Source organism: Ideonella flava (assembly GCF_051857595.1).
Lineage (GTDB): Bacteria > Pseudomonadota > Gammaproteobacteria > Burkholderiales > Burkholderiaceae_C > Ideonella.
The window spans coordinates 375,322-397,239 of the sequence record NZ_JBPZHD010000004.1; the positions used below are offsets into that span (position 1 = coordinate 375,322).

Annotated in this window: 24 protein-coding genes and 1 pseudogene; 12 read left to right on the plus strand and 13 right to left on the minus strand. The window is 71.4% G+C overall.

The annotated features are described in order from the left end of the window. Window positions 1–110 precede the first annotated feature (110 nt). The gene (locus ACS5PM_RS10830) at window positions 111–3,428 is read left to right on the plus strand and encodes an AAA family ATPase (RefSeq protein ID WP_439387623.1); all 3,318 of its coding nucleotides are present in this window, start codon (window positions 111–113) and stop codon (window positions 3,426–3,428) included. Window position 3,429: 1 nt separating this feature from the next. Here the strand turns inward: ACS5PM_RS10830 and ACS5PM_RS10835 are convergent. Next, a pseudogene (locus ACS5PM_RS10835) lies at window positions 3,430–3,837 on the minus strand (RraA family protein); the annotation flags it as partial. 48 nt (window positions 3,838–3,885) lie between these two features. After that, a complete protein-coding gene (locus tag ACS5PM_RS10840) occupies window positions 3,886–4,857 on the minus strand; it encodes a Bug family tripartite tricarboxylate transporter substrate binding protein (protein ID WP_439387624.1) in 972 nt (323 codons plus the stop codon). A gap of 148 nt (window positions 4,858–5,005) precedes the next feature. On the opposite strand from ACS5PM_RS10840, the gene ACS5PM_RS10845 reads away from it, so the two are divergent. The 4 genes from ACS5PM_RS10845 to ACS5PM_RS10860 all read left to right on the plus strand — a co-directional run bounded on the left by ACS5PM_RS10845 (window position 5,006) and on the right by ACS5PM_RS10860 (window position 7,891). Continuing rightward, window positions 5,006–5,668, plus strand: a complete 663-nt coding sequence (locus ACS5PM_RS10845; RefSeq protein WP_439387778.1) for a LysR family transcriptional regulator — start codon at window positions 5,006–5,008, stop codon at window positions 5,666–5,668. Continuing rightward, the gene (locus tag ACS5PM_RS10850) at window positions 5,551–6,189 is read left to right on the plus strand and encodes an MBL fold metallo-hydrolase (RefSeq protein ID WP_439387625.1); all 639 of its coding nucleotides are present in this window, start codon (window positions 5,551–5,553) and stop codon (window positions 6,187–6,189) included. Before ACS5PM_RS10845 ends, ACS5PM_RS10850 begins: the two co-directional genes overlap by 118 nt. Window positions 6,190–6,365: 176 nt before the next feature. After that, window positions 6,366–7,124, plus strand: a complete 759-nt coding sequence (locus ACS5PM_RS10855) for a helix-turn-helix transcriptional regulator (protein ID WP_439387626.1) — start codon at window positions 6,366–6,368, stop codon at window positions 7,122–7,124. An 83-nt stretch (window positions 7,125–7,207) separates the two neighbouring features. Further along, window positions 7,208–7,891 (plus strand): Crp/Fnr family transcriptional regulator, encoded by a 684-nt coding sequence (locus ACS5PM_RS10860; RefSeq protein ID WP_439387627.1) that lies wholly within the window; start codon window positions 7,208–7,210, stop codon window positions 7,889–7,891. Window positions 7,892–8,031: 140 nt separating this feature from the next. Here the strand turns inward: ACS5PM_RS10860 and ACS5PM_RS10865 are convergent, their stop codons facing one another. Both ACS5PM_RS10865 and ACS5PM_RS10870 read right to left on the minus strand, forming a co-directional pair. After that, the gene (locus ACS5PM_RS10865) at window positions 8,032–8,967 is read right to left on the minus strand and encodes a M48 family metallopeptidase (RefSeq protein ID WP_439387628.1); all 936 of its coding nucleotides are present in this window, start codon (window positions 8,965–8,967) and stop codon (window positions 8,032–8,034) included. A 21-nt stretch (window positions 8,968–8,988) separates the two neighbouring features. Next, window positions 8,989–10,599: an AmpG family muropeptide MFS transporter gene (locus ACS5PM_RS10870; protein WP_439387629.1), complete on the minus strand. Its 1,611-nt coding sequence runs from the start codon at window positions 10,597–10,599 to the stop codon at window positions 8,989–8,991. A 197-nt stretch (window positions 10,600–10,796) separates the two neighbouring features. Here ACS5PM_RS10870 and ACS5PM_RS10875 point away from each other — a divergent pair, with 197 nt between their 5' ends. Continuing rightward, a complete protein-coding gene (locus tag ACS5PM_RS10875; protein WP_439387630.1) occupies window positions 10,797–11,450 on the plus strand; it encodes a hypothetical protein in 654 nt (217 codons plus the stop codon). Window positions 11,451–11,474: 24 nt separating this feature from the next. Here ACS5PM_RS10875 and ACS5PM_RS10880 read toward each other — a convergent pair whose 3' ends face one another. From ACS5PM_RS10880 to ACS5PM_RS10890, 3 genes are read right to left on the minus strand one after another with little or no spacing between them, the layout of a single operon-like run. Continuing rightward, window positions 11,475–12,299, minus strand: coding sequence for an anti-sigma factor family protein (locus tag ACS5PM_RS10880; protein WP_439387631.1), 825 nt, complete (start codon window positions 12,297–12,299; stop codon window positions 11,475–11,477). Window positions 12,300–12,310: 11 nt separating this feature from the next. Further along, a complete protein-coding gene (locus tag ACS5PM_RS10885; protein WP_439387632.1) occupies window positions 12,311–12,880 on the minus strand; it encodes an RNA polymerase sigma factor in 570 nt (189 codons plus the stop codon). Between the two features lie 39 nt (window positions 12,881–12,919). After that, window positions 12,920–13,108: a hypothetical protein gene (locus ACS5PM_RS10890; RefSeq protein WP_439387633.1), complete on the minus strand. Its 189-nt coding sequence runs from the start codon at window positions 13,106–13,108 to the stop codon at window positions 12,920–12,922. Between the two features lie 116 nt (window positions 13,109–13,224). Here ACS5PM_RS10890 and ACS5PM_RS10895 point away from each other — a divergent pair, with 116 nt between their 5' ends. Further along, on the plus strand, window positions 13,225–14,163 hold the full coding sequence (locus ACS5PM_RS10895) for a LysR family transcriptional regulator (protein ID WP_439387634.1): 939 nt from the start codon (window positions 13,225–13,227) through the stop codon (window positions 14,161–14,163). A 30-nt stretch (window positions 14,164–14,193) separates the two neighbouring features. Then, the gene (gene trxC, locus ACS5PM_RS10900; protein WP_439387636.1) at window positions 14,194–14,658 is read left to right on the plus strand and encodes a thioredoxin TrxC; all 465 of its coding nucleotides are present in this window, start codon (window positions 14,194–14,196) and stop codon (window positions 14,656–14,658) included. Window positions 14,659–14,711: 53 nt separating this feature from the next. Here trxC and ACS5PM_RS10905 read toward each other — a convergent pair whose 3' ends face one another. The 5 genes from ACS5PM_RS10905 to ACS5PM_RS10925 form a co-directional block, all read right to left on the minus strand. Then, window positions 14,712–15,212 (minus strand): SRPBCC domain-containing protein, encoded by a 501-nt coding sequence (locus ACS5PM_RS10905; RefSeq protein WP_439387637.1) that lies wholly within the window; start codon window positions 15,210–15,212, stop codon window positions 14,712–14,714. Next, on the minus strand, window positions 15,209–15,598 hold the full coding sequence (locus tag ACS5PM_RS10910; protein ID WP_439387639.1) for an ArsR/SmtB family transcription factor: 390 nt from the start codon (window positions 15,596–15,598) through the stop codon (window positions 15,209–15,211). The genes ACS5PM_RS10905 and ACS5PM_RS10910 overlap by 4 nt, the downstream gene beginning before the upstream one ends. Beyond that, the gene (locus tag ACS5PM_RS10915; protein WP_439387640.1) at window positions 15,595–16,035 is read right to left on the minus strand and encodes a VOC family protein; all 441 of its coding nucleotides are present in this window, start codon (window positions 16,033–16,035) and stop codon (window positions 15,595–15,597) included. The genes ACS5PM_RS10910 and ACS5PM_RS10915 overlap by 4 nt, the downstream gene beginning before the upstream one ends. An 85-nt stretch (window positions 16,036–16,120) precedes the next feature. After that, a complete protein-coding gene (locus tag ACS5PM_RS10920; RefSeq protein WP_439387641.1) occupies window positions 16,121–16,834 on the minus strand; it encodes a queuosine precursor transporter in 714 nt (237 codons plus the stop codon). 92 nt (window positions 16,835–16,926) lie between these two features. Further along, window positions 16,927–17,862, minus strand: a complete 936-nt coding sequence (locus tag ACS5PM_RS10925; protein ID WP_439387642.1) for an AraC family transcriptional regulator — start codon at window positions 17,860–17,862, stop codon at window positions 16,927–16,929. 215 nt (window positions 17,863–18,077) lie between these two features. Between ACS5PM_RS10925 and ACS5PM_RS10930 the strand changes: the two genes are divergently transcribed. Genes ACS5PM_RS10930 through ACS5PM_RS10940 form a run of 3 tightly spaced genes read left to right on the plus strand, consistent with a single transcriptional unit; the run spans window position 18,078 to window position 20,632 of the window. Next, a complete protein-coding gene (locus ACS5PM_RS10930) occupies window positions 18,078–19,076 on the plus strand; it encodes an aldo/keto reductase (RefSeq protein ID WP_439387643.1) in 999 nt (332 codons plus the stop codon). A 34-nt stretch (window positions 19,077–19,110) separates the two neighbouring features. Next, window positions 19,111–19,764 carry a DNA oxidative demethylase AlkB gene (alkB, locus tag ACS5PM_RS10935; RefSeq protein WP_439387644.1) on the plus strand — a complete coding sequence of 218 codons (654 nt, stop codon included), beginning with the start codon at window positions 19,111–19,113 and terminating at the stop codon, window positions 19,762–19,764. Window positions 19,765–19,810: 46 nt separating this feature from the next. Then, window positions 19,811–20,632, plus strand: a complete 822-nt coding sequence (locus ACS5PM_RS10940; RefSeq protein WP_439387645.1) for a hypothetical protein — start codon at window positions 19,811–19,813, stop codon at window positions 20,630–20,632. An 11-nt stretch (window positions 20,633–20,643) separates the two neighbouring features. On the opposite strand, the gene ACS5PM_RS10945 is transcribed toward ACS5PM_RS10940, so the two are convergent. After that, a complete protein-coding gene (locus ACS5PM_RS10945; RefSeq protein ID WP_439387646.1) occupies window positions 20,644–21,054 on the minus strand; it encodes a TraR/DksA family transcriptional regulator in 411 nt (136 codons plus the stop codon). A gap of 95 nt (window positions 21,055–21,149) precedes the next feature. Between ACS5PM_RS10945 and ACS5PM_RS10950 the strand changes: the two genes are divergently transcribed. Continuing rightward, on the plus strand, window positions 21,150–21,890 hold the full coding sequence (locus ACS5PM_RS10950) for a FadR/GntR family transcriptional regulator (RefSeq protein ID WP_439387647.1): 741 nt from the start codon (window positions 21,150–21,152) through the stop codon (window positions 21,888–21,890). The last annotated feature ends 28 nt before the right edge of the window (window positions 21,891–21,918 follow it).

Genomic DNA, 21,918 nt, shown 5'->3' on the forward strand with positions numbered 1-21,918 from the left:
ATGCTGGCAGCCGCTCATTTCTGTGGGGCGGCTGGTCTGAACTGTAGGAACGCCGGGCGTCCAGGTCATTCCGGAACCGTCTTGTTTTCGTCTTGTCGGAGGGCCGCGCAGTGCAGGCTTCGGCGTCGAGGGACTCGCCAGAAGGCGCAGCGCCGCTCGTCTTCGGCACCTTCCGGCTGGACCCGCGCAATGCCCGACTCACCGAGGGCACACGCGAGCTGGAGCTGCCCCCCAAGGCCTTTGCGGTCCTGTGTCATCTGGCCGCCCGGCCGGGCGAGCTGGTGACCAAGGACGAGCTGCTGGATGCCGTGTGGGGCCGGCGCTTCGTCAGCGAGTCGGTGCTCAAGACGGCGGTCAGCACCATCCGAACGGTGCTGGGCGACGATTCGCGGGCGCCGCGCTATGTCGAGACGGTGTCGCGGCGCGGCTACCGCTTCGTCGCCAGGCTGGTGCAGGGGACTGACCTGGTCGCGGGCGCGGTGGCCCCGGTGGAGACTTTCGCGCCGCCGCTCGTGCCGGAGGTGCTCCCGGCCGGCGAGGACGCCCTGGTCGGACGCGAAGCGGCCCTGGCCCGGCTGGACGAGCTGTTTTCGGCCGCACTGGCCGGCACCCGGCAGACCGTGGTGGTGGGCGGCGAGGCCGGCATCGGCAAGAGCGCGCTGCTGCGCCACCTGGCCTCGCGGGCGCAGGCGGCGGGCGCCTGGGTCGCCATCGGACAGTGCATAGAGCAGGTCGGCGGTGGCGAGCCCTACCTGCCGGTGCTGGACGCGCTGGCCGAGCTTTCGCGCGGGTCGGCCGGGGCGCCGTGGGTCGCCGCCCTGCGCCAGGTTGCGCCGACCTGGCTGGCACAGTTGCCCTGGCTCGTGCCCTCCGGCGACGAGGCCTCGCTGCGGCACGAGCTGGCCGGCGCGGTGCAGGACCGCATGCTGCGCGAGTTCGGTGCATTGCTCGACGCGGTGACGCCGGCCCGCCCGCTGGTGGTGCTGATCGAGGACCTGCACTGGAGCGACCACGCGACGGTGAACCTGCTGGGGTACCTGGCCCGGCGCCGCGGCCCGGCCCGCGTGATGCTCGTGGCGAGCTACCGCCCGATCGATGCGGCGCTGAACGAGCATCCCATGCAGGCCCTGCGCCAGGAGCTGCGCCTGCACAAGCTCTGCACCGAGCTGTCGCTCGACCCCTTCACCGAGCATGAGGTGGACCGCTACCTGCACGAGCGACTGGGTGATGCGGTCCCGGCCCGGCACGAGGCGCTCGCGCGCCAGCTGCACGCCCACACAGAGGGCCTGCCATTGTTCGTGGCGAATCTGGTCGACGTCCTGGTCGACAGCGGCGCCTTCGAAACCGAAGCCGGCGCGATGGCCGATCCCGCGGCGCTGCTGGCAAGCCTCCAGGTGCCGGACACCCTCAGCGGCGTGATCGAGCGACAGATCGCGCGGCTGCCCGGCGAGCTGCGCGCCCTGCTCGAGGCCGCGGCGGTGTTGGGCCTGGAGTTCATCCACCCCTTGCTGGCGGCCCTGATGGAGCAGGACGCCGCTGTCCTGCGAGCCCGCTGCGAGGGCATGGCACGGCGGGCCGAGTGGCTGCGCAGCGCCGGCCTGGCTACGTTGCCCGACGGCACGCTGGCTGCGCGTTTCGCCTTCCGCCATGCCCTGCATCGCCGCGTGTTCTACGAGCGCGTGTCGCCCGCCCAGCGCTTGCAGATGCACCTGCAGGCCGCCGGTTCGCTGCAGGCGCTGTACGGTGCACAAGCCGACCACAACGCGGCCGAGGTGGCGTTGCACCTGGAAGGCGCCTGCGAACTGGCCCCTCTGGCCGGCGTGAACTTGCCGGCCGCCCAGCGCGATGCGCTGGCCTGGCGCCTGCGCGCGGCGAAGGCGGCGGTGGCCGTGCATGCGCCGCGCGACGCGCTCGCGCACCTGGCCCGCGCCCGGCGCAACGGGCCGGGCGCTGCCGAGCAGGTCCACATCGGGCTGGAGCGCGTCGCGCTCCTGCTTCAGCTCGGCGAGGGCGCACAGGCGCTGGCCGAAAGCGCCGCGGCGCTGGACGAGGCTCGCGCGCTGGCAGATGCGCCCCTGCTGCAGCGGGCGCTACGCGTGCGGGCGCGCTGCTGCCAGGAGAACGACCTGCCGGAAGCGGCGATGGCGCTGATCGACGAATTGCTGGCCCGTGCCGACGCGCCCCAAGGTGCCGAGCGGGCCCGGGCGCTGATGGTCAAGGCCCAGGCTATGGTGGGGGCGGGCCGGCTGCCCGAGGCGGCGGAGGTTTCCAGGATCGCGCTCGAGGCGGTGCCGGCCGACGCTCCCGCGGTGCGCGCCGAGATCCTGGCCGGCCAGGTGCTGGGCCACTTCCACCGTGCCACCTTCGCCGACGGGCTGGCCGTCGCCGAAGAGGCGATGGCCTTGTACGAGCAGGCCGGCCAGGCGCTGGGCGCGGCGCACATGGCGGGCCGGCGCGGCGCCTTCCTGCTCAACATGGGACGCGCCGACGAGGCCGAGGCCGCGCTGCGGGAAGCCCGTGCACGCTCGATGGCGCTGCACGATGTGCAGGGTCACCGCACGGCGGTGCTCAACCTCGTCAAGGTCATCACCGACCGGGGCGATGCCGACAGCGCTCTGACGCTGCTGGAAGAGGGCTGGCAGGCGGCGCCCGGCTTCGAGAGCCCGATCGCCGAGTGCGCCTTCCTGCACGGCTTCTACTACTGCAACTACCTGCTGGGCGAACTGGGCGATGCGTTGGCCGACGCCGCGCGCGTTCGCGAGAGAGCCGCGAGCCTGAACTCGGTGTACTGGCGGATCGGCTCGGCAGTGCTGGTGGTGGGCCTCCACCTGCACCTCGGGGACCTGGCCACCGCGTCCGAATTGACCGACCAGGCGCTGGCGCTCACCCATGCGCGCGAGGTGCACCACCTGTGGCCTCGCGTGGTCAGCCACCGCGCCTGGGTCGAGGTGGAGGCCGGCGAGCCGGCCCGCGCACTCGCACGCCTGGAGGAGGTCCAGGCCTCGGGCGACCCGGTGCCGGCCGAGGACTTCGCGGCGATGCAGCGGGTGCGCGCGCAGGCGCAGCTCGCGCTCGGCCAGCCGCAGCAGGCGCTGGACACGCTGGCTTCGTTCGATGGCGCGCCGACGCAGGAGGTCTGGGCGCTGATGCTGGCGCTTCGGCTGCAGGCGCAGCAGCAGGCCCATGGCGCTGCTTTGCCACGCGATCTCGCACGGGCGCGGGCCGAGCTGTCGGACGATCGGCTGCCGGCGCTCGAGGGGTTGGTATTGCGGCAGGCGCTGGCCCGGGCTCTGCAAGGCGCCGGCCGCCCGGACGATGCCGGCGAACAGGCGCGGCTCGCTGCCGGAGAAGCCGCCCGGCTCGCGGCATCGCTGCAGGGTTGGCCCGAGCGGCAGCGCGCTTTCCAGGCACGCTTCGCCGAGACGTGATTCAGCCGTTCAGGACGGCCAGCGCATTGCGCGCGGCGGCGACGCCCATCTTCACGTAGGCATCGCCGGTCACGCTGCCGATGTGCGGGCTGAGGACGATGCGCGGCTCGCCGTGGAAGGGATGCGGTGCCGTCATGGGCTCGACCGCGAAGCTGTCGAGGCCGGCGCCCGCCACGGTGACGCCACCCACCGAGATCGGGTGATTGACGCGCCCCGGTACGAACTTCGTCGGGCCGTTGGGATTCAGGCCGGCGGCGAACATCGGGAAGCCCAGCGCCCGGATGGCCTCGCTGTCGCGGACCGCGCCGTCGATCACCACCGCCGCCACGCCCAGCGCGACGGCCTGCTGGCACATGATCTCGCCCATCAGCGCGCTGCCCAGGTCGCCCTTGCCGTCGACGACGATCATGACGGTCGGTGTCCTGTAGGGGGAGGGGGTGAGCGAAGAGCGGGGCGGTCAGTCGACCTTGGCGCCGGATTCCTTGACGGTCTTGCCCCAGCGCACGATGTCGTCGCGGATCAGGGCAGCGAACTGCTCCGGCGTGCCTCCGGCCGGGTCTGCGCCTTCGTCGCCCAGGCGCTTGCGCAGGTCAGGCTGCTGCAGCGCCTTGTTGAACTCGGCATTGAGCCTGGCCACCACGTCCTTGGGCGTGCCGGCCGGCGCGAGGAAGCCGAACCAGGTCGTGGCATCGAAGCCCTGGTAGCCCGACTCGCCCACGGTGGGCGTCTGCGGCAGGTCGTCGACCCGCTTGGCCGAGGTGACGGCCAGCGCCCGCAGCTTGCCGGTGCGGATCTGCTGGATGACCGAAGGCACGGAAGACACGTAGAGGTCGACGGTGCCGCTGATCACGTCCGTCAGCGCCTGGTTGGCGCCCTTGTAGGGCACGTGCTGGAACTTGACGGCGGCCGCCTTCTGGAACTGCTCGCCGGTGAGGTGGGCGACGGTGCCATTGCCGGGCGAGGCGAAGTTGACCTGCCCCGGCTTGGCCTTGGCCGCCGCCACCAGCTCGGCCAGCGTCTTGAAGGGCGAGGTGGCGGCGACCACGATCACCAGCGGCGCCGTGGCCGCCAGCGTCACGGGCACCAGGTCCTTCACCGGGTCGTAGGGCAGCTTCGAGTACAGCGTCGGGTTGATCGCCAGGTTGCTGGTCTGGCCCAGCACCAGGGTGTAGCCGTCCGCGGGCGACTTGGCCACCGCATCCACGCCGAGGTTGCCGCCGGCGCCCGGCTTGTTGTCGATCACGAAGGTCCAGCCGTTGGTGCTGGCGACCTTCTGCGAGACCTCGCGGGCAATGATGTCCGTGCCACCGCCCGGAGGAAACGGCACCACGACGCGAATGGCCTTGGAGGGGTAGCTCTGCGCCGCTGCCGCCGCGGTGGCGGCGAGAAGCGAGAGTGCGATGAAGTGGCGGCGGGTCGAAAGCGGCATGTTGTCTCCGGTGTGTGGGAAGGCATCCGTACCCTTCCATGGACGCCAGTATTCGCCGCCCCATTCCAAAGATCCAATTCATAATTTCTGCCGATTCATCAATTCGACTTTGGGTATGGACCTGCGCGACCTTCGCTGATTCGAGGTCATTGCGGAGCTGGAGCACGTGGGCCGGGCGGCCGAGCGCCTGCACCGCACCCAGTCCGCGCTGACCAGCGCCATCCGCCGCCTCGAGGAGGATTGCCAGGCGGCTCTGTTCGGGCGGGCCGGACGCGGCATCCGCCTCACGCCGGCGGGCCAGTCGATGCTCACGTGGGCGCGCCGCATGCGCTTCGAGTTGCAGCCGCCCGGCGCGCCGACGCGCGACTGGCTCGACCACACCTTCGATCGCCGGGGGCTGCCGCGCCCGCAGGTGCAGGTCGAGAGCAGCATGCCCCTGACCCTGCCGGCGCTCATCGCCGAGACGGGGCTGCTCAGCTTCGTCTCGCGCCACCACCTGCTGCCCGACCGGCCTGGTGCCCTGCTGCGCGAGGTACGCTTGAAGGAGACCACGATGCGGCGCCGGCTGGTCGCCACCTACCGCGAGAGCGGCTACCTGTCACCAGCAACCCGGCGGGTGATCGCATTGCTCGCCGAGGCGGGCAGGCGGCCCCCTCCACCCGCGCCCGCACCAGAAAGTAGGAACCGACAAGCATGCTGCGCTATCACACCATCCCCGTCACCCCGTTCCAGCAGAACTGCTCGCTCGTCTGGTGCGACGAGACGAACGAGGCGGCGCTGGTCGACCCCGGCGGCGAGGTCGAACGGCTGAAGGCGGCGGTGGCCGAGCGCGGGCTGACGCTCAAGGCCTTGTGGCTCACGCACGCCCACATCGACCACGCCGGCGGCACCGGCACCTTGGCGCGCGAGCTGGCGCTGCCCATCATCGGCCCCCATCCGGGCGACCAGTTCTGGATCGACGGCCTGCCGCAGCAAAGCCGCATGTTCGGCTTCCCGCCGGCCGAAGCCTTCACGCCCACCCGCTGGCTGGAGGACGGCGACACGGTGCAGATCGGCCGCAGCAGCCTGAACGTGCGGCACTGTCCGGGCCACACGCCGGGCCACGTCGTGTTCCACAGCCCCGAGGCCAAGCGCTGCTTCGTCGGCGACGTGCTGTTCGCCGGCTCCATAGGGCGCACCGATTTCCCGGGCGGCGATCACGCCACGCTCATCGCCAGCATCACCCAGCGCCTGTGGCCGATGGGAGACGACACGGTCTTCATTCCCGGCCACGGCCCGGAAAGCAGCTTTGGCGTCGAGAGGCGCAGCAATCCCTACGTCGGCGGGACCTGACTCCCCAGTTCAAGGGGCTAACGTCACCGCTTGGTGAATTTGTCACAGCCGGTGACAGGCAAAGTGGCCGCACCGGAGCAATCGGCATGCCTAAGCTTTGCAACGCGTCGGAACCACGCGCCACCGCCATTCAGGCGTGAGTAGGAGCGAACTCCGCAGCGTCATGGAGGCTCATCATGCTGGAACTGTGCATTCCCGCGGCCCCGGTCGCACGACCGGTTCGTCCTGGCGACTTGACGTCGCCCGCCCAGGCCATCGGCCAGGCGCTCGGCTACCGCGGTCCCGAGCGCCGTCACGGGGCCGCCCTGCTGGGGCGGCTGATGTCGCTGATGCTCGACGAGGTCGACTATGGCCTGCTGCTGCTGGGAGAAGGGCATCGCGTCATCCATGCCAACCATGCGGCGCGGGCCTGTCTGGCGGCCGCGTCGCATCCGCTGCAGCTGGCCGGTCACGAGCTGCGCGCGCGCCTGCCCAAGGATGCGATGGCGCTGCACCAGGCCTTGCAGGCCGCGGCCTTCCGCGGCCTGCGCCGCCTGCTGACCCTGGGCGATGGCGGGCAGCGCGCCGGCGTCGCCATCGTGCCGCTGGGCACCGAGCCGGCCGAGGACATGCCTGCCACGCTGCTCGTGCTGGGACGGCGCGAGGTCTGCGGCGGCCTGTCGGTGCACGGCTATGCGCGGGAGCATCGCCTGTCGCCCAGCGAGGAGCAGGTCCTGAGCGCGCTTTGCGAAGGCTGCAGCCCCAACGCGATCGCCGAGCGCCACGGGGTGAAGATCGCCACGGTTCGCACCCAGATCGCCAACATCCGCGCCAAGACGGGAGCGGAGAGCATCCGCGACCTGGTCCAGCAGGTGGCAGTGCTGCCGCCTCTGGTGGGTGCGCTGAGGCGACAGGCCGGGGCGCCGGGCGGCAGCTGGCAGGCCGCCGTCGCCTGAATGCCACATCCCCGGCGGCCGTCCACTGAACGTGGGGGCCGTCAGGAATGACGGACGAGGGGCTGGCCGATAGGATCGCGGCCATGGCGCCGCCTGCCCGTCGCAATCACTCGTCGGCTTCCGAAGGCTCCGACCTGCTGGCTGAACTCGCCAGCACGGCGCCGACCGTGGCTGCGCTGGCTGCGCGCGGCGAGGTGCGCCGCTACCGCAAGGGCATGCTGCTGATCCAGGAAGGCGATCAGGGCGACACGCTCTACATCGTGCTGGAGGGCCGCCTGCGTGCCTTCTCCGAGGGCGACAACGGCCGCGAAATCACCTACGGCATCTATGGCGTCGGCGAATTCATCGGCGAGATGAGCCTCGACGGCGGGCCGCGCTCGGCCAGCGTCGAGACGCTGGTCGATACCGTGTGCGCGGTCATCACGCGGTCGACGCTGGCCCAGTACATCGCCGACGAGCCGTCCTTCGCCTTCGAGCTGCTGGCCAAGGTGATCCGACGCGCCCGGGCGGCGACGGTGTCGGCCAAGCAGCTGGCCCTGAACGACGTCTACGGCCGCCTGAAGCTGCTGCTCGAATCGGCCGCCGTGCCGCAGGAAGACGGCACGCTGTGGGTCGCCGAAAGGCTCACGCACCATCAGATGGCGCAGCACCTCGGATGCTCCCGCGAGATGGTCAGCCGGGTGATGAAGGACCTGCAGGCGGGCGGCCTGGCCGTGGTGCAGGACAAGGGCCTGAGGCTGAAGGGGCGGCTACCGATGCGCTGGTGAAATGGGGCCCCCGGTCCGCCGAGTACGGCGGACCACCCCCCGAGGGGGTGGCGCGGCCGCTTCGGAGCGGCCGTGCGCTGGCCGCGCTGGGTAGGAGCCCCGATCCGCCGAGTACGGGGCGCCGCCCTCGGTTCAGAACCTCAGGGGGTTGCTGACGGCGGGCCGTAGATCTTGGGCGGGCGGGGGGCGGCGGCGTAGAGCGGCTGCACCTTGGGCATCGCGGCCTCGATGTCGCGGACGCGCGTGGGGCTGGCCGGATGGGTGGAGATGAATTCGGGCGGCGCGCCCTCGGCGGCCTTCATCATCTTCTGCCACAGCGTCACGCCAGCGCGGGGGTCGTAGCCGGCGCGCGCGGCGAGGTCCAGCCCGATCAGGTCGGCCTCGGATTCGTCCTCGCGGCTGAATTTCAGCGTCAGCAGCTGGGCGCTGACACTCAGGGCCGCGTCGCCCAGGTTGCCCAGGCCGAACAGGGCGCTGATGAGGCCTGCGCCCACCCGGGTGGCGGCGGTCTTGCCCATGCGCTCTCGGGCGTGCTCGCGCAGGGCGTGGGCCATCTCGTGGCCGAGGATCACGGCCACTTCGTCGTCGGTCAGCTGCAGGCGGGAAAGCAGGCCGTCGAAGAAGGCGATCTTGCCGCCGGGCATGCAGAAGGCGTTCAGGTCCTTCTTGTGGATGAGGATGACCTCCCAGCGCCACTTCGCGGCGCGCGCATTCCACGGCGTGGCGAAGGGGATGATTCGATTGGCGATGGCCCGCAGCCGCTGCAGCTGCGGGTGGCCCTCGGGCGCCAGCAGGGCCTTGCCCGCGGCGTCACGCTTGAGTTGGCCGTACTGCGCGCCCGCGGCCTGCTCGACCTCGTCGGCCGAGACGATGTCGGTGAAGCGCGAGCGCGAGCCGACATCGCCGCGCACGCCGTCCTGGGCCCAGGGCGCCGTCGGCCACAGTGCAGTGCCCGTGCCGGCGAGCACCCAGCTGGTGGCGCGGCGGCGGGCATGCAACGGGCAGCGGCAACCGCCAGCGTGCATCGCAAGGGCAGGCAGGGGCAGGTCTTCGTCGGAAGGGGTGGGAGGGATCAAGGGCGGCGTTCTGGTGGAGGCTCAATCATCGGCGATGGTGGAGGCTTCGGGGTCCACTTCAAGGGCCTGCACCGTGGGCCGCAGCCACCACAACATCGCCACGCCGGGCAGCGCGAAGACCGTCGAAACGATGAAGAACGCCGGCCAGCCGATCGACAGCGCCAGCACTCCCGCCAGCGGCCCGACCCAGACCCGGCCGACCGAGGCGAAGGCCGACAGCAGCGCGTACTGGGTGGCCGAGAAACGCTGGCTGGTCAGGCTCATCAGGAACGCCACGAAGGCCGCGGTGCCCATGCCGCCGGTCAGGTTCTCGGCGGCGATGACCAGGATCAGCCCGCCGTCCATCGGCGTGGGCTGGGCCAGCTTCACGAAGCCGAGGTCGAAGGGCGGCATGGTGAACCCGGCCAGGGCGCCCGCCCCGTTCACGGCCAGCCACCAGAAGCCCAGGTTGCTGGCCATCTGCAGCACGCCGAAGACGAACAGCGCGCGCCACAGGCCCAGGCGCAGCATCAGCGCGCCGCCGACCAGCGCGCCGAGCACCGACAGCCAGATGCCCAGCACCTTGTTGACCAGCCCCACCTCGGCCTGCGCGAAATGCATGCCCTGCAGCAGGAACGGCGTCATCAGCGAGCCGGCGAAGGCGTCGCCCAGCTTGTACAGCACGATGAAGACGAGCATCGCCGTGGCGCCGGGCTGGGCGAAGTAGTTGGACAGCCCGGACAGCAGCGTCTCGAACCGGGCCTTGCGCGCCGCCCAGGCGGCCAGCGGCAGGGTGAAGCCGATGCCGGCAAGCAGCAGGACCAGGTCCAGCCAGCCGCGGGCGCCGGGCCGGCTGGCCAGGGGCCCGGCGAGCTGGTGATGGGCGAATGCGAACAACCACTGGGTCGCGACATAGCCCACGCCCACCGCCGCCACGACAGCCAGGAAGCCGAGCAGGTCGCGCCGCATCGGCGTCGAGGCCGCGGGCGGAGCCGCCACGCGCGGCAGTGCGAAGGCGCTCAGCACCGCCGCCCCGACCATGAGCCCCGCCATCAGCCGGTAAACCTCCGGCCAGCTCCAGCCGCTGCCCTGCACCGAGTCGGTCCAGATCATGGCGATGCCGCCCGACACGACCATCGCGATGCGATAGCCCATGGTGTTCAGCGAGGCGCCCAGCCCGCGTTCGCGCGGCGGCAGCAGGTCGCTGCGGTAGCCGTCGTAGACGGCGTCCTGGGAGGCCGAGAGGAAGGCCACCGCCACCGCCATCAGCCCGAACAGCGCCAGCTCGGTGCGCGGCGACACGCCGGCCATCGCCCACAGCGCCGCCCCGAGCGCGAGCTGCGTGAGCACCAGCCAGCCGCGCCGCCGGCCCAGGCCGGGCAGGTCGAAGCGGTCCATCAGCGGCGCCCAGAGGAACTTGAAGGTGTAGGGCAGGCCGACCAGGCTGAGGAAGCCGATGGTCTTCAGGTCCAGCCCGTCCAGGGTGAGCCAGGCCTGCATCGCCTGGCCGGTGAGCGCCAGCGGCAGCCCGGAGGCGAATCCGAGCAGGGCCACGACGACGAGACGGTGCAGTGCGGCGAGTGCACCGCCGTGCGGCCGGGCGGCCGGGCCGGCCGGCCCGGCCGCCGGACCCGGCAAGGGCGAGGAAGGCATGGGCGCGGATTCTAGGAGGGCCTCGTTGCCGGACTGTCAGGCGCGTGGAAACCGCGGCTGCGGCCGGCGTAGGGGCCGACTACAACACCCTGGCAGCCGAGGATGGCGCGACCCGTGCTTAGGCCTCACAATGATTCCATGGGTGACCGCCAGCCTTGGCGGGGTGATGGCGCGAGCCCGATGAAGGGCCTACACAGATGAACGACATGGCGGGATGGATCTGGCCCCTGGTGGCCGTGGTGGTCGGGCTGGCGCTCGGCATCATGCTCGGCGCGGTGCGCCAGCGTGGGCGGGCAACTCCGGCCCAGGCGCGCGAGAGCAGGCCCGACCCCGCCTCCGAACTGCCGGCCGGCGCACCCATCGAATCCAACGGGCGCGACGCCACGCCGCAGCAGCGCCTGCTCGAGCGCCTGCGCGCCGCCAACCTCCAGCTGTCGTCCCAGCTGAAGTCGCTGGCCGAAGCGAACTCGCGCCAGCAGCAGGAGCGCGAGCAGGAGCGCCAGAGCGACAGGCTGCGCCAGGAGCGCGAGCTCGAGGAGCTCCGGCAGAAGCATGCCAACGAGCTTTCGCACCTGATGGACACGCTGGTCGAGCAGGTCGACGGGCTGAACAAGTCGCATGCAGACCAGGTCAAGGCCCTTGAATCCGAGATCGAGCGCTATCGCCAGGAAGGCCGCCGTGCCGGCAGCTCCGCCCCGGGCGCGCTTCAATCCGGCGGGCCCACTCGGCACAGCTCGATGGGCGGCGGCAACAGTGGTGCGCCGGCTCCCGCGGGGGCTGGCCGTGGCGGGGCGACGCCGAGCGATTACTCGGTCACCCTGCCGATGGAGTCCTACAAGGACCATCCCTGAGTTCGCCGGGCGGCCGGCCGCGACTCAAGGCTCCTGACGCGCCATCACCTCCGCCAGCGCCAGCAGGCGCTCGCGCGGCAGCGGCCCGACGATGGCATAGCCCGCCGGCCCCTCGACCCAATAGAACAGCCCCAGCCCGTTGACCTGCTCGTAGCGGAAGGCGGCCGCGGCGTCCGCGCCCTTGCGGCGCAGGTAGACGGTCACGCGCAGGCCCTGGCTGTCCTCGTACATCAGCTGGGCGCTCGGGCCCTGGGCCTCGGGCAGGAGGCGACCGCCGACCAGTCGAAATCCCTGCGCCCGCAAATCGAACAATTTGACCGGCACGTCCAGGCGCTTGGTCAGCCAGCGCGCCAGATGCTCCTCCTGGGCGCGTTGGGTGGCGGCATCACCTTCGACGGCCACCTCCACCGGATGACGCGTCTCGGGCACGTAGACCGCATGAGCTGCCGCGGCGAGTTGCGGCCAAGGCGCCAGGCTGGCGGCGACCGCATCCGGCCGGCCCGGATGCTGGCGGCCCCACCAGGCACCGCCGGCCGCGCCCGCGAGCGCGCTCGACATCGCGAGAACGGCGGCCCAGGACTGCCAGCCGCCCGGTAGAGGCCGGGAGCCCCGCTGCGTACGCGCGGCGACAAGCTCGACCCATCGCGGCGGCACCGGCTCGTCCAGCTCGGCATCCAGGCGGCTTTGCAAGGCTTCGCGGTCGGCGGCCCACAGCCGCACCCGTGCCGCGTCCTCGGGATGCTGTTCCAGCCAGGCCTGCACGCGGGCGTGGGTGGTCTCGTCCAGCTCGCCGTCGAGCCAGGCGGACAGCAGCTCGTCGTCAGGAGGATGAAGCCCGTTCGTCGCCATCGTCGTCTGCCTCAGACCACCCTGCGCAGGCCGGGCTGCGCGTTCGGCCCGGGCCGGTTTCCATCCAGCGCCGCGCGCATTTCGGCCCGCGCCCGCGACAGCCTCGACATCACCGTGCCCTGGGGCACGCCGAGCACCTCCGCGCACTCCGCATAGCTCAGCTGCTCCACGCCCGCGAGTAACAGCACCTCGCGATGGGGAGGTGACAGGCGCGCCAAGGCGGTCAGGAGGTCCATGCGAAGCGCCGTCTGGACGCCGGGGTCGGCGCCGAACGAGCCCTCGGCCGCCACCGCCGATTCAGCGAGCTGGGCCGGGTCGACGATCGCCAGCCGCCGGTCGCGGCGCAGGCGGTCGAGATGCGCGTTGTGGGCGATGGACAGCAGCCAGACCCGCATGTCGCGCCGCTGGTCGAACTGGTGCCAGTGCGTCAGCGCCCGCTCGATGGTGGTCTGCACCAGGTCGTCGGTCGCGTGGGAGTCGAAGTCGAGCGTGCGCGCGTAGCGCCGCAGGCGAGGCAGGGCCTCGAGCAGCTGTCGGCGAAACGGATCAGGGGCGCTCACCCCCGGCATACGCGCGGGCACGGCGGATTATTCCGCCGTGGTGTCGGCAGCCGTCGCGGATCAGCCCGCGAGCAGCGCGTGGCGCAAACGCTGCAGCCAGCCGCTCAGCGGGCTGGCTGCGCCGGCGCGGCTGTCTGTGGCGCGGACCTCGGCGCGCGCGCGAGGCCTTTCGAGCAGCCGCAACGGCTGGCGTAGCGACTCGCCAGGCCAGGCTTCGAGGCTGCCCAGGGGGCGGCGGGGGGAGTCCATGGGTTAAGTGATTACCCGCAGAACGAAAGGATTCGACCACTGTAGGGCGCGGCAGATTTGCCCGCAATGCGGCCTTGCGCAGTGCCAACCTGCGAATTCGCACACATACTCCGGTCATGCCGGATCTTGACTGGAGCGACCTGCGCTATGCGCTGGCGATAGGCCAAGGGGGCTCGCTGGCCGCGGCGGCGCGGCAGCTGGGCGTCAACCACACCACCGTGCTGCGCCGGCTGGATGCGCTGGAGGCGCGCCTGGGCGCCCGCTTGTTCGAGCGCCTGCGCCAGGGCTACCAGCCCACCGAGGCCGGTGCCTTGCTTTTGGAGCAGGCGCGGCGGATGGCCGACCAGGCGGACGAGATCGAGCGACGCGTGCAGGGCCGCGACCGCGAGCTCACCGGCCAGCTGCGCCTGACGACCGCCTTCGTCGTGATGGAGCACTTGCTGCCGGCGCCCCTGGCTTCCTTCGCCCGGGCCTATCCGGGCATCGAGGTGGAGGTGCTGGAGAACGCCTTCCTCGTCGACCTGGCGCGCCGCAGCCCTGAATCCTCGACCAGCTGGTCGACCCGCCAGGCCGACGTGGCGCTGCGCCTTTCGAACCAGGTCGCCGAGCACCTGGTCGGCCGCCCGCTCGGCGACGCACCGTGCAAGGTCTACGCCTTGCGAGGTGCTCCGGGCCTGCCGCAGGGCGTGACGCCCCTGCCCGAGCTGTTGCGGGATGCGCCCTGGGTGGCCTTCGAGCGCGATGCCCGCACCCGGGTCTACGACCGCTGGATGCGGCAGCACCTCGCCACCGCCCGGGTCCGGGTGCGGGTGGACATCTTCAATGCCGTGGCCGCGATGCTGCGCACGGGCATCGGCGTGGGCGTGCTCCCCTGCTTCATGGAGGCCAGCCATCCGGAGCTGGTGGCGGTGTCGGAGGTCCTGCCCGAGATGACCGTGCCGGTGTGGATGCTGACCCACCCGGACCTGCGCGACACCGCCCGGGTGCGCGTGTTCATGCAGCACGTGGGCGACGAGATCGCCGAGCGGCTGCGCCAGGTCGTCGAGGCCGCTTGACGGATCGGCTTTCGCCCCCAGTTGGGCCAGATGAGCAGCACCGCCCACCCCGCCGCCGACGCGGCCCTCGTCGCCTGCCCCGGCTGCGGCGCCACCAACCGTGTTCCCCGCGCCCGACTGGGCGAGGATCCGACCTGCGGCCGCTGCGGCGCCGAGCTGCTGCCCGGCCATCCGGTGGAGCTGACCGACGCGAACTTCGACCGCGTCGTGGCGGCCAGCCCCTTGCCCGTGGTGGTCGACTTCTGGGCCCCCTGGTGCGGCCCGTGCCGGCAGATGGCCCCGCACTTCGCCCAGGCCGCGGCTCAGCTCAAGGGCCGGGTGCTGTTCGCCAAGGTCAACAGCGACGACAACCCGCGCACGTCCTCGCGCTTTTCCATCCGCAGCATCCCCACGATGGTCAAGCTTCAGGGCGGGCGCGAGGTCGATCGCGTCAGCGGGGCGATGGCGGCATCGCAGGTGGCTGCGTGGGCCGCCGGTCCTGCGCGCGCCGCCTGAGCATCGCCTCGGCGGCGCTGCGCCGCTGCGGCGGCGGGTCCGCCAGCCGGGCCCTAGGACGCGCCCCTTCGACGAAGCGCCGTCAGCAGGTCGCCCCACCACATCCCCATCGTCCGGATGAATGCGGCGACCTCCTCGCCGTGGCGCACCGGATGGTCGGGGCGGATCGAGGCCCAGCCCCTGTGCTCCACGCTGACCTGGGTGTGGCCCGACTCCGTCGACGAGAAAAGCACCTCGACCTCGGTCGATTCATCGGCCGCGAAGTTGGCGGCCCGCCAGCTGAAGACCAGCCGATGCGGCGGCTCCCAGACCTGCACGCGGCCGATCTCGCGGACCCTCTCCACGCCAGCGTCGTCGTGCCAGGATTCGAAGACGCGGCCGCCGAGGCGAGGCTCCATCGCCATCAGCCCTCGGTCCCCAGGCGCGATGCGGTAGCGCCTCCCCCGCCGCCACCACAGGTCCATCTGCTCGGTGAACAGGGCAAACGCCGCCTCGGGCGTGACCGCGACGCTGGCCATGGCACGGGCGCGATCGCCAGGGGCAGCGGCGGTCATCGGGCCTTCCTTCGCGCGGGCGGTGCCGGGGGGCGCCTTCGTCTCGACGGCGGTGCGGCCGGCTTTTCAGCATGGGCCTTGAACGCCGCGAGCTGGTCGCCCCAGAAGGCGTCCAGCTCGTCGATCCAGTCGCGCAAGGGCGCAAAGCCCGCCGGCTCGAGGCGGTACAAACGCACGCGGGCATCGTCCTCCGGCTCGTCGTCGTCGATCAGCCCGGCTCGCCGCAACACGCGCAGGTGGCGCGAGAGCCCCGGCGGCGTCAGCTCGAGTGCCGCGGCGAGCTCGCCCGCCCGGCGCGGGCCTTGGCGCAGCAACTGCACGACCGCGCGCCGCGTCGGGTCGGCCAGCGCCGCCAGGGCGCTGTCGAGCGCGGCGTCTTCGCTCACCCGCGCACCCGCTCGCTGATCCACCACATGTGGCCCTCCGGGTCGAGCGCGCCGTAGCTGCGGTCGGCCCAGTAATCGTCGCCGTAGTCGTGCAGCTCGGGCTCGGCGATGATCTTCGCCCCGGCGGCCTTGGCCCTGGCGAAGTGCGCATCGACGTCGTCCACGTAGATCATCAGCGACTGCGTCACGCCGCCGGCCGAGAGCGGGCTCAGCATCGGGGTGCCGAACTTCGGGTTCGGTCCCAGCCTTTCCTCGCCCACCATGATCAGGCCATCGCCGTAGGTCAGCTCGCTGTGCTCGATGCGGCCGCCCTCGCCCTCGACCTTCAACCGCACTTCGAAGCCGAAGGCCTCGCAGAGCCAGTCGATCATCTTCGCGGCCTCGCGGTAGTGCAGGCCGGACGAGATGCGCGGCCAGTCGGGCGGGGTGGGTCTCATCGTGCGGCTCCTGGTGGGATCAGTGCCGTCAGTTTGTTAATAGTTGTCGATATGGTCAACTATTCGCCATTCCGGCCGGAGGGGATCAAACCTTCAGGCTGAACGGCGTGAAGTTGGTGTCGCGGTCGAAGTGGTCCACGCCTTCCACCCGCTTGAGGAAGCCGACCGCGCGGTAGGTGATGGGCGTCATCAGCGCCTCCCAGCCCGTCTTGAACAGGTACTGGGTGATGGTCACGGCGATCAGCTGCTCCTGCGGCCAGATGCCCCAGAAGGCGATGATGAAGAACAGCGCGGTGTCGAAGAACTGGCCGACGATGGTCGAGCCGATGGTGCGCATCCAGAGGTAGCGCCCGCCGGTGAGGATCTTCATCTTGGCCAGCACGAAGCTGTTGGCGAAGCTGCCCACGCAGAACGCGATCATCGAGCCGGCGACGATGCGCCAGGTGTTGCCGAACACGCCCTCGATCTGCGTCTGGTAGACGTCCATGAAGGCATTCTTCGCCGGCGGCAGGTGCACCACCACGTAGGCCATGAAGGCCGCGAAGATCAGCGCGCCGAAGCCGGCCCACACCACGCGCCGGTCGCGCCCGTAACCGTAGACCTCGGTCAGGATGTCGCCGAAGATGTACGACAGCGGGAAGAACATCAGGTCCGCGCCGAAGGTGACGGTGCCGAGGATGGGCAGCGTGAGCGTCGCTGCCTTCGCCGCTCCGATGAGGTTCGAGCACAGCAGCACGCACACGAAGGCGGCCATGATCAGGTCGTAGTAGCGGTAGCTGCGCGGCGGTGGAGTCGTCATGCTATGCAGGCGATGAGTTAGCGGCGACGCAGTGTCGCCGCGACCGCCTGCCGCCATCAAGGTCCGATGTTCAGTCGGCGCCGGAGGCTGACTCAGTCGCTGCCCAGGGTCTGCCGGATCTCCGCTCGCGGCGGCGCGCCGAACAGGCGCCGGTACTCGCGGCTGAACTGCGAGGCGCTCTCGTAGCCCACGCGGTGTGCCGCCGCCGCGGCGTCCAGCCCGTCGGCCAGCATCAGCTGGCGTGCGCGGTGCAGCCTCAGCTGTTTCTGGTACTGCAGCGGCGACATCGACGTGACCTGCTTGAAATGCTGGTGCAAGGTCGAGGGGCTCATCGCCGCGGCGGACGCCACCTCCTCGATGCGCAGCGGCTCGTCGAAGCGGCGCTTGACCAGCTCGATGGCCCGCGCGATCCGCTGGGCATGGCTCTCCGCCACCGCCAGCGCGCGCAGGCGCGGCCCCAGCTCGCCAGTGAGTACGCGGTAGAAGATCTCGCGCATGGCCAGCGGCGCCAGCATCGGGATGTCGGCCGGCGTGCGCAGCAGCCGCAGCAGGCGCGCCAGCGCGTCCAGCAGACCCGGTGAGCTGCGGGCCAGCTGCAGCCCGCGCTGCAGGGCCGTAGGCGGCTGGACGGCCGGGGTGCTCGCGATGCCGGCATCGAGCACCAGCGAGGCGAGCTCGCGCGGGTCGGCACGCAGGCGCACGCACAGGTAGGGCGCTTCTCGCGAGGCCTCGATGATCTGCGCGCTCGGCATCATCGTCACCGACACCACCAGCGCGTGCAGCGGGTCGTAGGTCAGCACCTCCTGGCCCAGATGGGCCCGCTTGCGGCCCTGCAGCACCAGCACGAGGCCCGGTTCGTAGACGGCGGGCAATGGCTGGGCCGGCGCGCTGGCGCGGATCAGCTGCAAGGGCTCGATGGCCGTGGCATGCACGCCGTCGCCGGGCGTGAACTCGGCGGCGATCGCGATCATCTCGGCGCGCAGCCTTTGCTCGTCGGTGGGCATGGGCGCCAGCAGGTCCTGGCTCATGGCGCCCCCGTGGCGCTGCGCGCCGTCCCCCCGAGGGGGAATTCGCCCTTGAGGCGGCTCTGCGGTCTCATGAAGGCGATTCTGGTCCGCACGCCATACCCCGCCAAGCCGGGTGGGCGCCGCATCGGAGGATCGGGCAAGCATCCGCGAGGATCTCGCTCACGCGAGTGCGCTGCCCCGGCACAACATGGCGGCACTTGCACAAGGAGATCCGCATGACCGCTTCCGCATCCTTTCCCCGCCGCCGTCTGGGCGACCTGAGCGTGTCCGCCCTCGGCCTCGGCTGCATGGGCATGTCCGACTTCTACGGCGGCGCCGAAGAGGCCGTGTCGCTGGCGGTGCTGAACCGGGCGCTCGACATCGGCATCGACTTCCTCGACACCGCCGACATGTACGGCGTGGGCGCCAACGAGCGGCTGCTCGCCAAGGTGCTGAAGACGCGGCGAGACGAGATCGTGCTCGCCACCAAGTTCGGCAACGTGCGCGCCGAGGATGGCCGCATGCTCGGCATCGACGGCCGGCCCGAGTACGTGCGCGCCGCCTGCGATGCGAGCCTGCAGCGTCTGGGCGTGGACCACATCGACCTGTACTACCAGCACCGCGTCGACCGCCAGGTGCCCATCGAGGAGACGGTGGGCGCGATGGCCGGGCTGGTCAAGGCCGGCAAGGTGCGCCACCTGGGCTTGTCTGAAGCCTCGGCCGAAACCATCCGCCGCGCCGCGGCCGTCCACCCCATCGCGGCGGTGCAGACCGAATACTCGCTCTGGACGCGCGACGTCGAGGCCTCGATCCTGCCCACGCTGCGCGAGCTGGGCATCGGCCTCGTGCCTTACAGCCCGCTCGGCCGCGGCTTCCTCACCGGCAGCATCCGCCGGCCGGACGACCTGGCGGCCAACGACTGGCGGCGCCAGAACCCTCGCTTCGCCAGCGGCAACTTCGCCCACAACCTGGCGCTGGCGGATGCGGTGAAGGCGCTCGCCGCCGAACGCGGGCTGAGCGCGGCGCAGCTCGCGCTGGCCTGGCTGCTCGACCGCGGGCCGGACATCGTCCCCATCCCCGGCACGCGCAGCATCGACAGGCTCGAGGAGAACGCGGTCGCCGCCGGCGTCAAGCTGGAAGACGACGCGCGCCGCCACCTGGAAGCGCTGCTGGCCGAACATGCCGTGGCCGGTGCACGCTATCCGGAGGCCGGCATGGCGTCGGTGAACGGCTGAGTCGCCGGGGCGTGCAAGCGCCGACAATGTCACCATGCACGCCCCTGCAGCCCAGGACAGCCTCTTCGAGCACCCGGCCCGCGAGGCCATCGCGCCGGGCGCCTGGTGGCTTCACGGCTTCGCCCGGGGCGAGGCCGCGCGGCTGCTGACCGACGTGCAGCAGGTGCTGGCCGAGGCGCCGCTGCGGCACCTCGTGACGCCGGGCGGCTACCGCATGTCGGTGGCGATGAGCAACTGCGGTCCGCTCGGGTGGGTGAGCGACGGGCGCGGCTACCGCTACAGCCCGACCGACCCGGACAGCGGACGCCCATGGCCCGCGATGCCCACGTCGTTTCGAGAACTCGCGACCCGCGCCTCGCAAGCCGCCGGCTTCGAAGGCTTCATGCCTGACGCATGCCTCATCAACCGCTACGAGCCCGGCGCGCGGCTGACCCTGCACCAGGATCGCGACGAGCAAGACCACGGCCAGCCCATCGTCTCGGTCTCGCTCGGCCTGCCGGCGGTGTTCCTCTTCGGCGGGCTGAAGCGCAGCGAGCGGCCGCGTCGCCTGTCGCTGGTGCACGGCGACGTGGTTGTCTGGGGCGGCCCCTCGCGGTTGGCCTACCACGGCGTGCTGCCGGTGGGTGACGCAGCGCATCCGGCCACCGGCCGCTGCCGGATCAACCTCACTTTCCGGCGGGCCGGATGAGGGCACGCCCGCATCGACCGGCATCGCGCTTGCCGACTTCACCGCCATGATCGACAAGGACGTCACCTTCGTGCTCGGCGCGCAGGACCCGGAGATGCGCGAGATCGAGCGGGTGGTGGATTCGTCCGGCCGGGCCCGGGTGCATGCGGCCAAGGGCAAGCGGCGCTGCAGCCCGCAGACAGCGTACGAGGCCGATGCGGTCGTCAACGTGGGACCGGACATGATCCCGCGCCCGGCCCTGCTGCACCCCAAGGCGCCGGCGGTCTTCGTCGAATGCCGGCTCGTCGGTCGCGAGCCGGTGGCGCGGGTGGACCACCACCATCCCGGCGACGCGGGCTACGAACAGTCGGCCGAGAACTACCTGCGCGGCTCCTCGCTCGGACAGGTGCTGGAGTTGCTCGAGCGCGAGCCCACCGAGACCCAGCGCCTGCTGGCCGCCAGCGACCACTGCCTGACCGCGGCGTACCGCGGCGAATGCCCGGGCGTGGACCCGCACGAGCTGCTGTTCCTGCGCGCCTCGTGGCAGGCGACGGTGAGCGGGCGCACCCTGTCCGACGTGATCGAGGGCATCCTCGACGCGGCCAAGCGCGTGCGGCGCCACTACGACAGCGAATGGCGCGAGGCGCGCTTTCTCGACCCCACCGAGCTGCCGCCGGACCTGCCCGAGGGCGCGGCCTATGCCGGCGTGCCGGTGCGCTACCGCCACCTGTTGCCCGAGGGCATCCTCAAGGAAATGTTCAAGGGCGGCACGCCGGAGGCCGTCCAGGCCTTCATGGCCGAGCACGAAGCGGGCGGCCGGCGCGTCTACGGCAACCCGTACCGCGGCTATGCAGGGGCCTACTGGCCGGGGCGTCGCGCGACCATGTGATCAGCGGCGGGTCAATCCACCAGCGGCGGCAGCTGCACCTTGGGCACCATGCCGTGCGAGGTCTCGAAGCGCTCCTGGCAAGGCACGCAGCGTGACGCGGTGGGCTGGGCCTGCAGCCGGGCGAGCGGGATGTCGGTGCCGCAGTCCTCGCAGATGCCGTAGTGGCCGTCGGCCATGCGGACGCGGGCGGCGCTGATGTCGCGCAACTCGTAGATGTCGCGCTCCTGCTCGGCATGCCGCAGGGCCTCGCGGGTGCGCTCCTCGCCGCGCTCGGCCTGGTCTTCGACATGGCTCATGGGGACGCTGCGGGGCAGGTCGTTCTTCTCGTCCTCGATGGCGCCGACCTCGGCGCGCAGCAGGGCTTCTCGCTTGACCAGCGCCTCGCGCAGCGCGGACAGGTCGGACTCGGTGAGGGCAGGCATGACCGTCTCCACAAAACTGGTTGCCTGGCAGGAGGGCAAGCTGCATGCCCCGGCGGGCGACGTTGTCGATGTCGTCGTACAACTTATGATGGCGCATGAGCGCTCACTCCCCCTCGCCGCCGCTGCGACGCGCCCGCAACCTGACCCACGAGCTGGTGCAAGCCCTGGGCGACCGCATCCGCGACGGCCGCCTGCCGCAGGGCAGCAAGCTGCCCACCGAAGCCGCCGTCATGGCCGAGTTCGGCGTCAGCCGCACGGTGGTGCGCGAGGCGATCTCCCGCCTGCAGGCGGCCGGCACCGTGCAGACGCGCCACGGCATAGGCACCTTCGTGGTCGGCCTGGGCGAAGGCGGCGCTTTCCACATCGGCCAGCAACAGCTGCAGACCCTGCGCGACGTGGTCGCAGTGCTGGAGCTGCGAATCGGCATCGAGACCGAAGGCGCGGCCCTCGCCGCGCAGCGCCGCACGCCGGCTGACCTGGTGGCCATGCGCCAGGCCATCGCGGCCTTCAATGCTGCAGTCGCTGAGGGAAGAGACGCAGTAGGCGCTGACTTCCAATTTCACCTCGAAATCGCCCGGGCCACCGGCAACGGGCACTTCGTGGAGCTGATGGGCACCCTGGGCGCAGGCATCATCCCGCGCGCCCGGCTGGAGCCCGGGGAGCCGCCCAGCGCCGAACGGCGGGCCTATCTGGAGCGGGTCAACGCCGAGCACGAGAGCATCCTGGATGCGATCGCGGCGGGCGACGCCGAGGCGGCCCGCGCGGCCATGCGCACCCACCTGTCCAACAGCAAGGAGCGCCGAAGGCGGGCGGCCGAAGGCGCCGGGCCGGCTTGACGGAGGAGTCGGCTCGCCAACGTCACGC

Bases quoted from the DNA above. Each gene is read 5' to 3' on its own strand.
- ACS5PM_RS10905 (WP_439387637.1), bottom strand. From the start codon at position 15,212: ATGACCGCCGCTGCCCCTGGCGATCGCGCCCGTGCCATGGCCAGCGTC.
- ACS5PM_RS10940 (WP_439387645.1), top strand. From the start codon at position 19,811: ATGATCGACAAGGACGTCACCTTCGTGCTCGGCGCGCAGGACCCGGAG.
- ACS5PM_RS10850 (WP_439387625.1), top strand. From the start codon at position 5,551: ATGCTGCGCTATCACACCATCCCCGTCACCCCGTTCCAGCAGAACTGC.
- ACS5PM_RS10950 (WP_439387647.1), top strand. From the start codon at position 21,150: ATGAGCGCTCACTCCCCCTCGCCGCCGCTGCGACGCGCCCGCAACCTG.
- ACS5PM_RS10945 (WP_439387646.1), bottom strand. From the start codon at position 21,054: ATGCCTGCCCTCACCGAGTCCGACCTGTCCGCGCTGCGCGAGGCGCTG.
- trxC (WP_439387636.1), top strand. From the start codon at position 14,194: ATGAGCAGCACCGCCCACCCCGCCGCCGACGCGGCCCTCGTCGCCTGC.
- ACS5PM_RS10930 (WP_439387643.1), top strand. From the start codon at position 18,078: ATGACCGCTTCCGCATCCTTTCCCCGCCGCCGTCTGGGCGACCTGAGC.
- ACS5PM_RS10890 (WP_439387633.1), bottom strand. From the start codon at position 13,108: ATGGACTCCCCCCGCCGCCCCCTGGGCAGCCTCGAAGCCTGGCCTGGC.
- ACS5PM_RS10855 (WP_439387626.1), top strand. From the start codon at position 6,366: ATGCTGGAACTGTGCATTCCCGCGGCCCCGGTCGCACGACCGGTTCGT.
- ACS5PM_RS10860 (WP_439387627.1), top strand. From the start codon at position 7,208: ATGGCGCCGCCTGCCCGTCGCAATCACTCGTCGGCTTCCGAAGGCTCC.
- ACS5PM_RS10915 (WP_439387640.1), bottom strand. From the start codon at position 16,035: ATGAGACCCACCCCGCCCGACTGGCCGCGCATCTCGTCCGGCCTGCAC.
- ACS5PM_RS10895 (WP_439387634.1), top strand. From the start codon at position 13,225: ATGCCGGATCTTGACTGGAGCGACCTGCGCTATGCGCTGGCGATAGGC.
- ACS5PM_RS10880 (WP_439387631.1), bottom strand. From the start codon at position 12,299: ATGGCGACGAACGGGCTTCATCCTCCTGACGACGAGCTGCTGTCCGCC.
- ACS5PM_RS10925 (WP_439387642.1), bottom strand. From the start codon at position 17,862: ATGAGCCAGGACCTGCTGGCGCCCATGCCCACCGACGAGCAAAGGCTG.
- ACS5PM_RS10870 (WP_439387629.1), bottom strand. From the start codon at position 10,599: ATGCCTTCCTCGCCCTTGCCGGGTCCGGCGGCCGGGCCGGCCGGCCCG.
- ACS5PM_RS10840 (WP_439387624.1), bottom strand. From the start codon at position 4,857: ATGCCGCTTTCGACCCGCCGCCACTTCATCGCACTCTCGCTTCTCGCC.
- ACS5PM_RS10875 (WP_439387630.1), top strand. From the start codon at position 10,797: ATGAACGACATGGCGGGATGGATCTGGCCCCTGGTGGCCGTGGTGGTC.
- ACS5PM_RS10920 (WP_439387641.1), bottom strand. From the start codon at position 16,834: ATGACGACTCCACCGCCGCGCAGCTACCGCTACTACGACCTGATCATG.
- alkB (WP_439387644.1), top strand. From the start codon at position 19,111: ATGCACGCCCCTGCAGCCCAGGACAGCCTCTTCGAGCACCCGGCCCGC.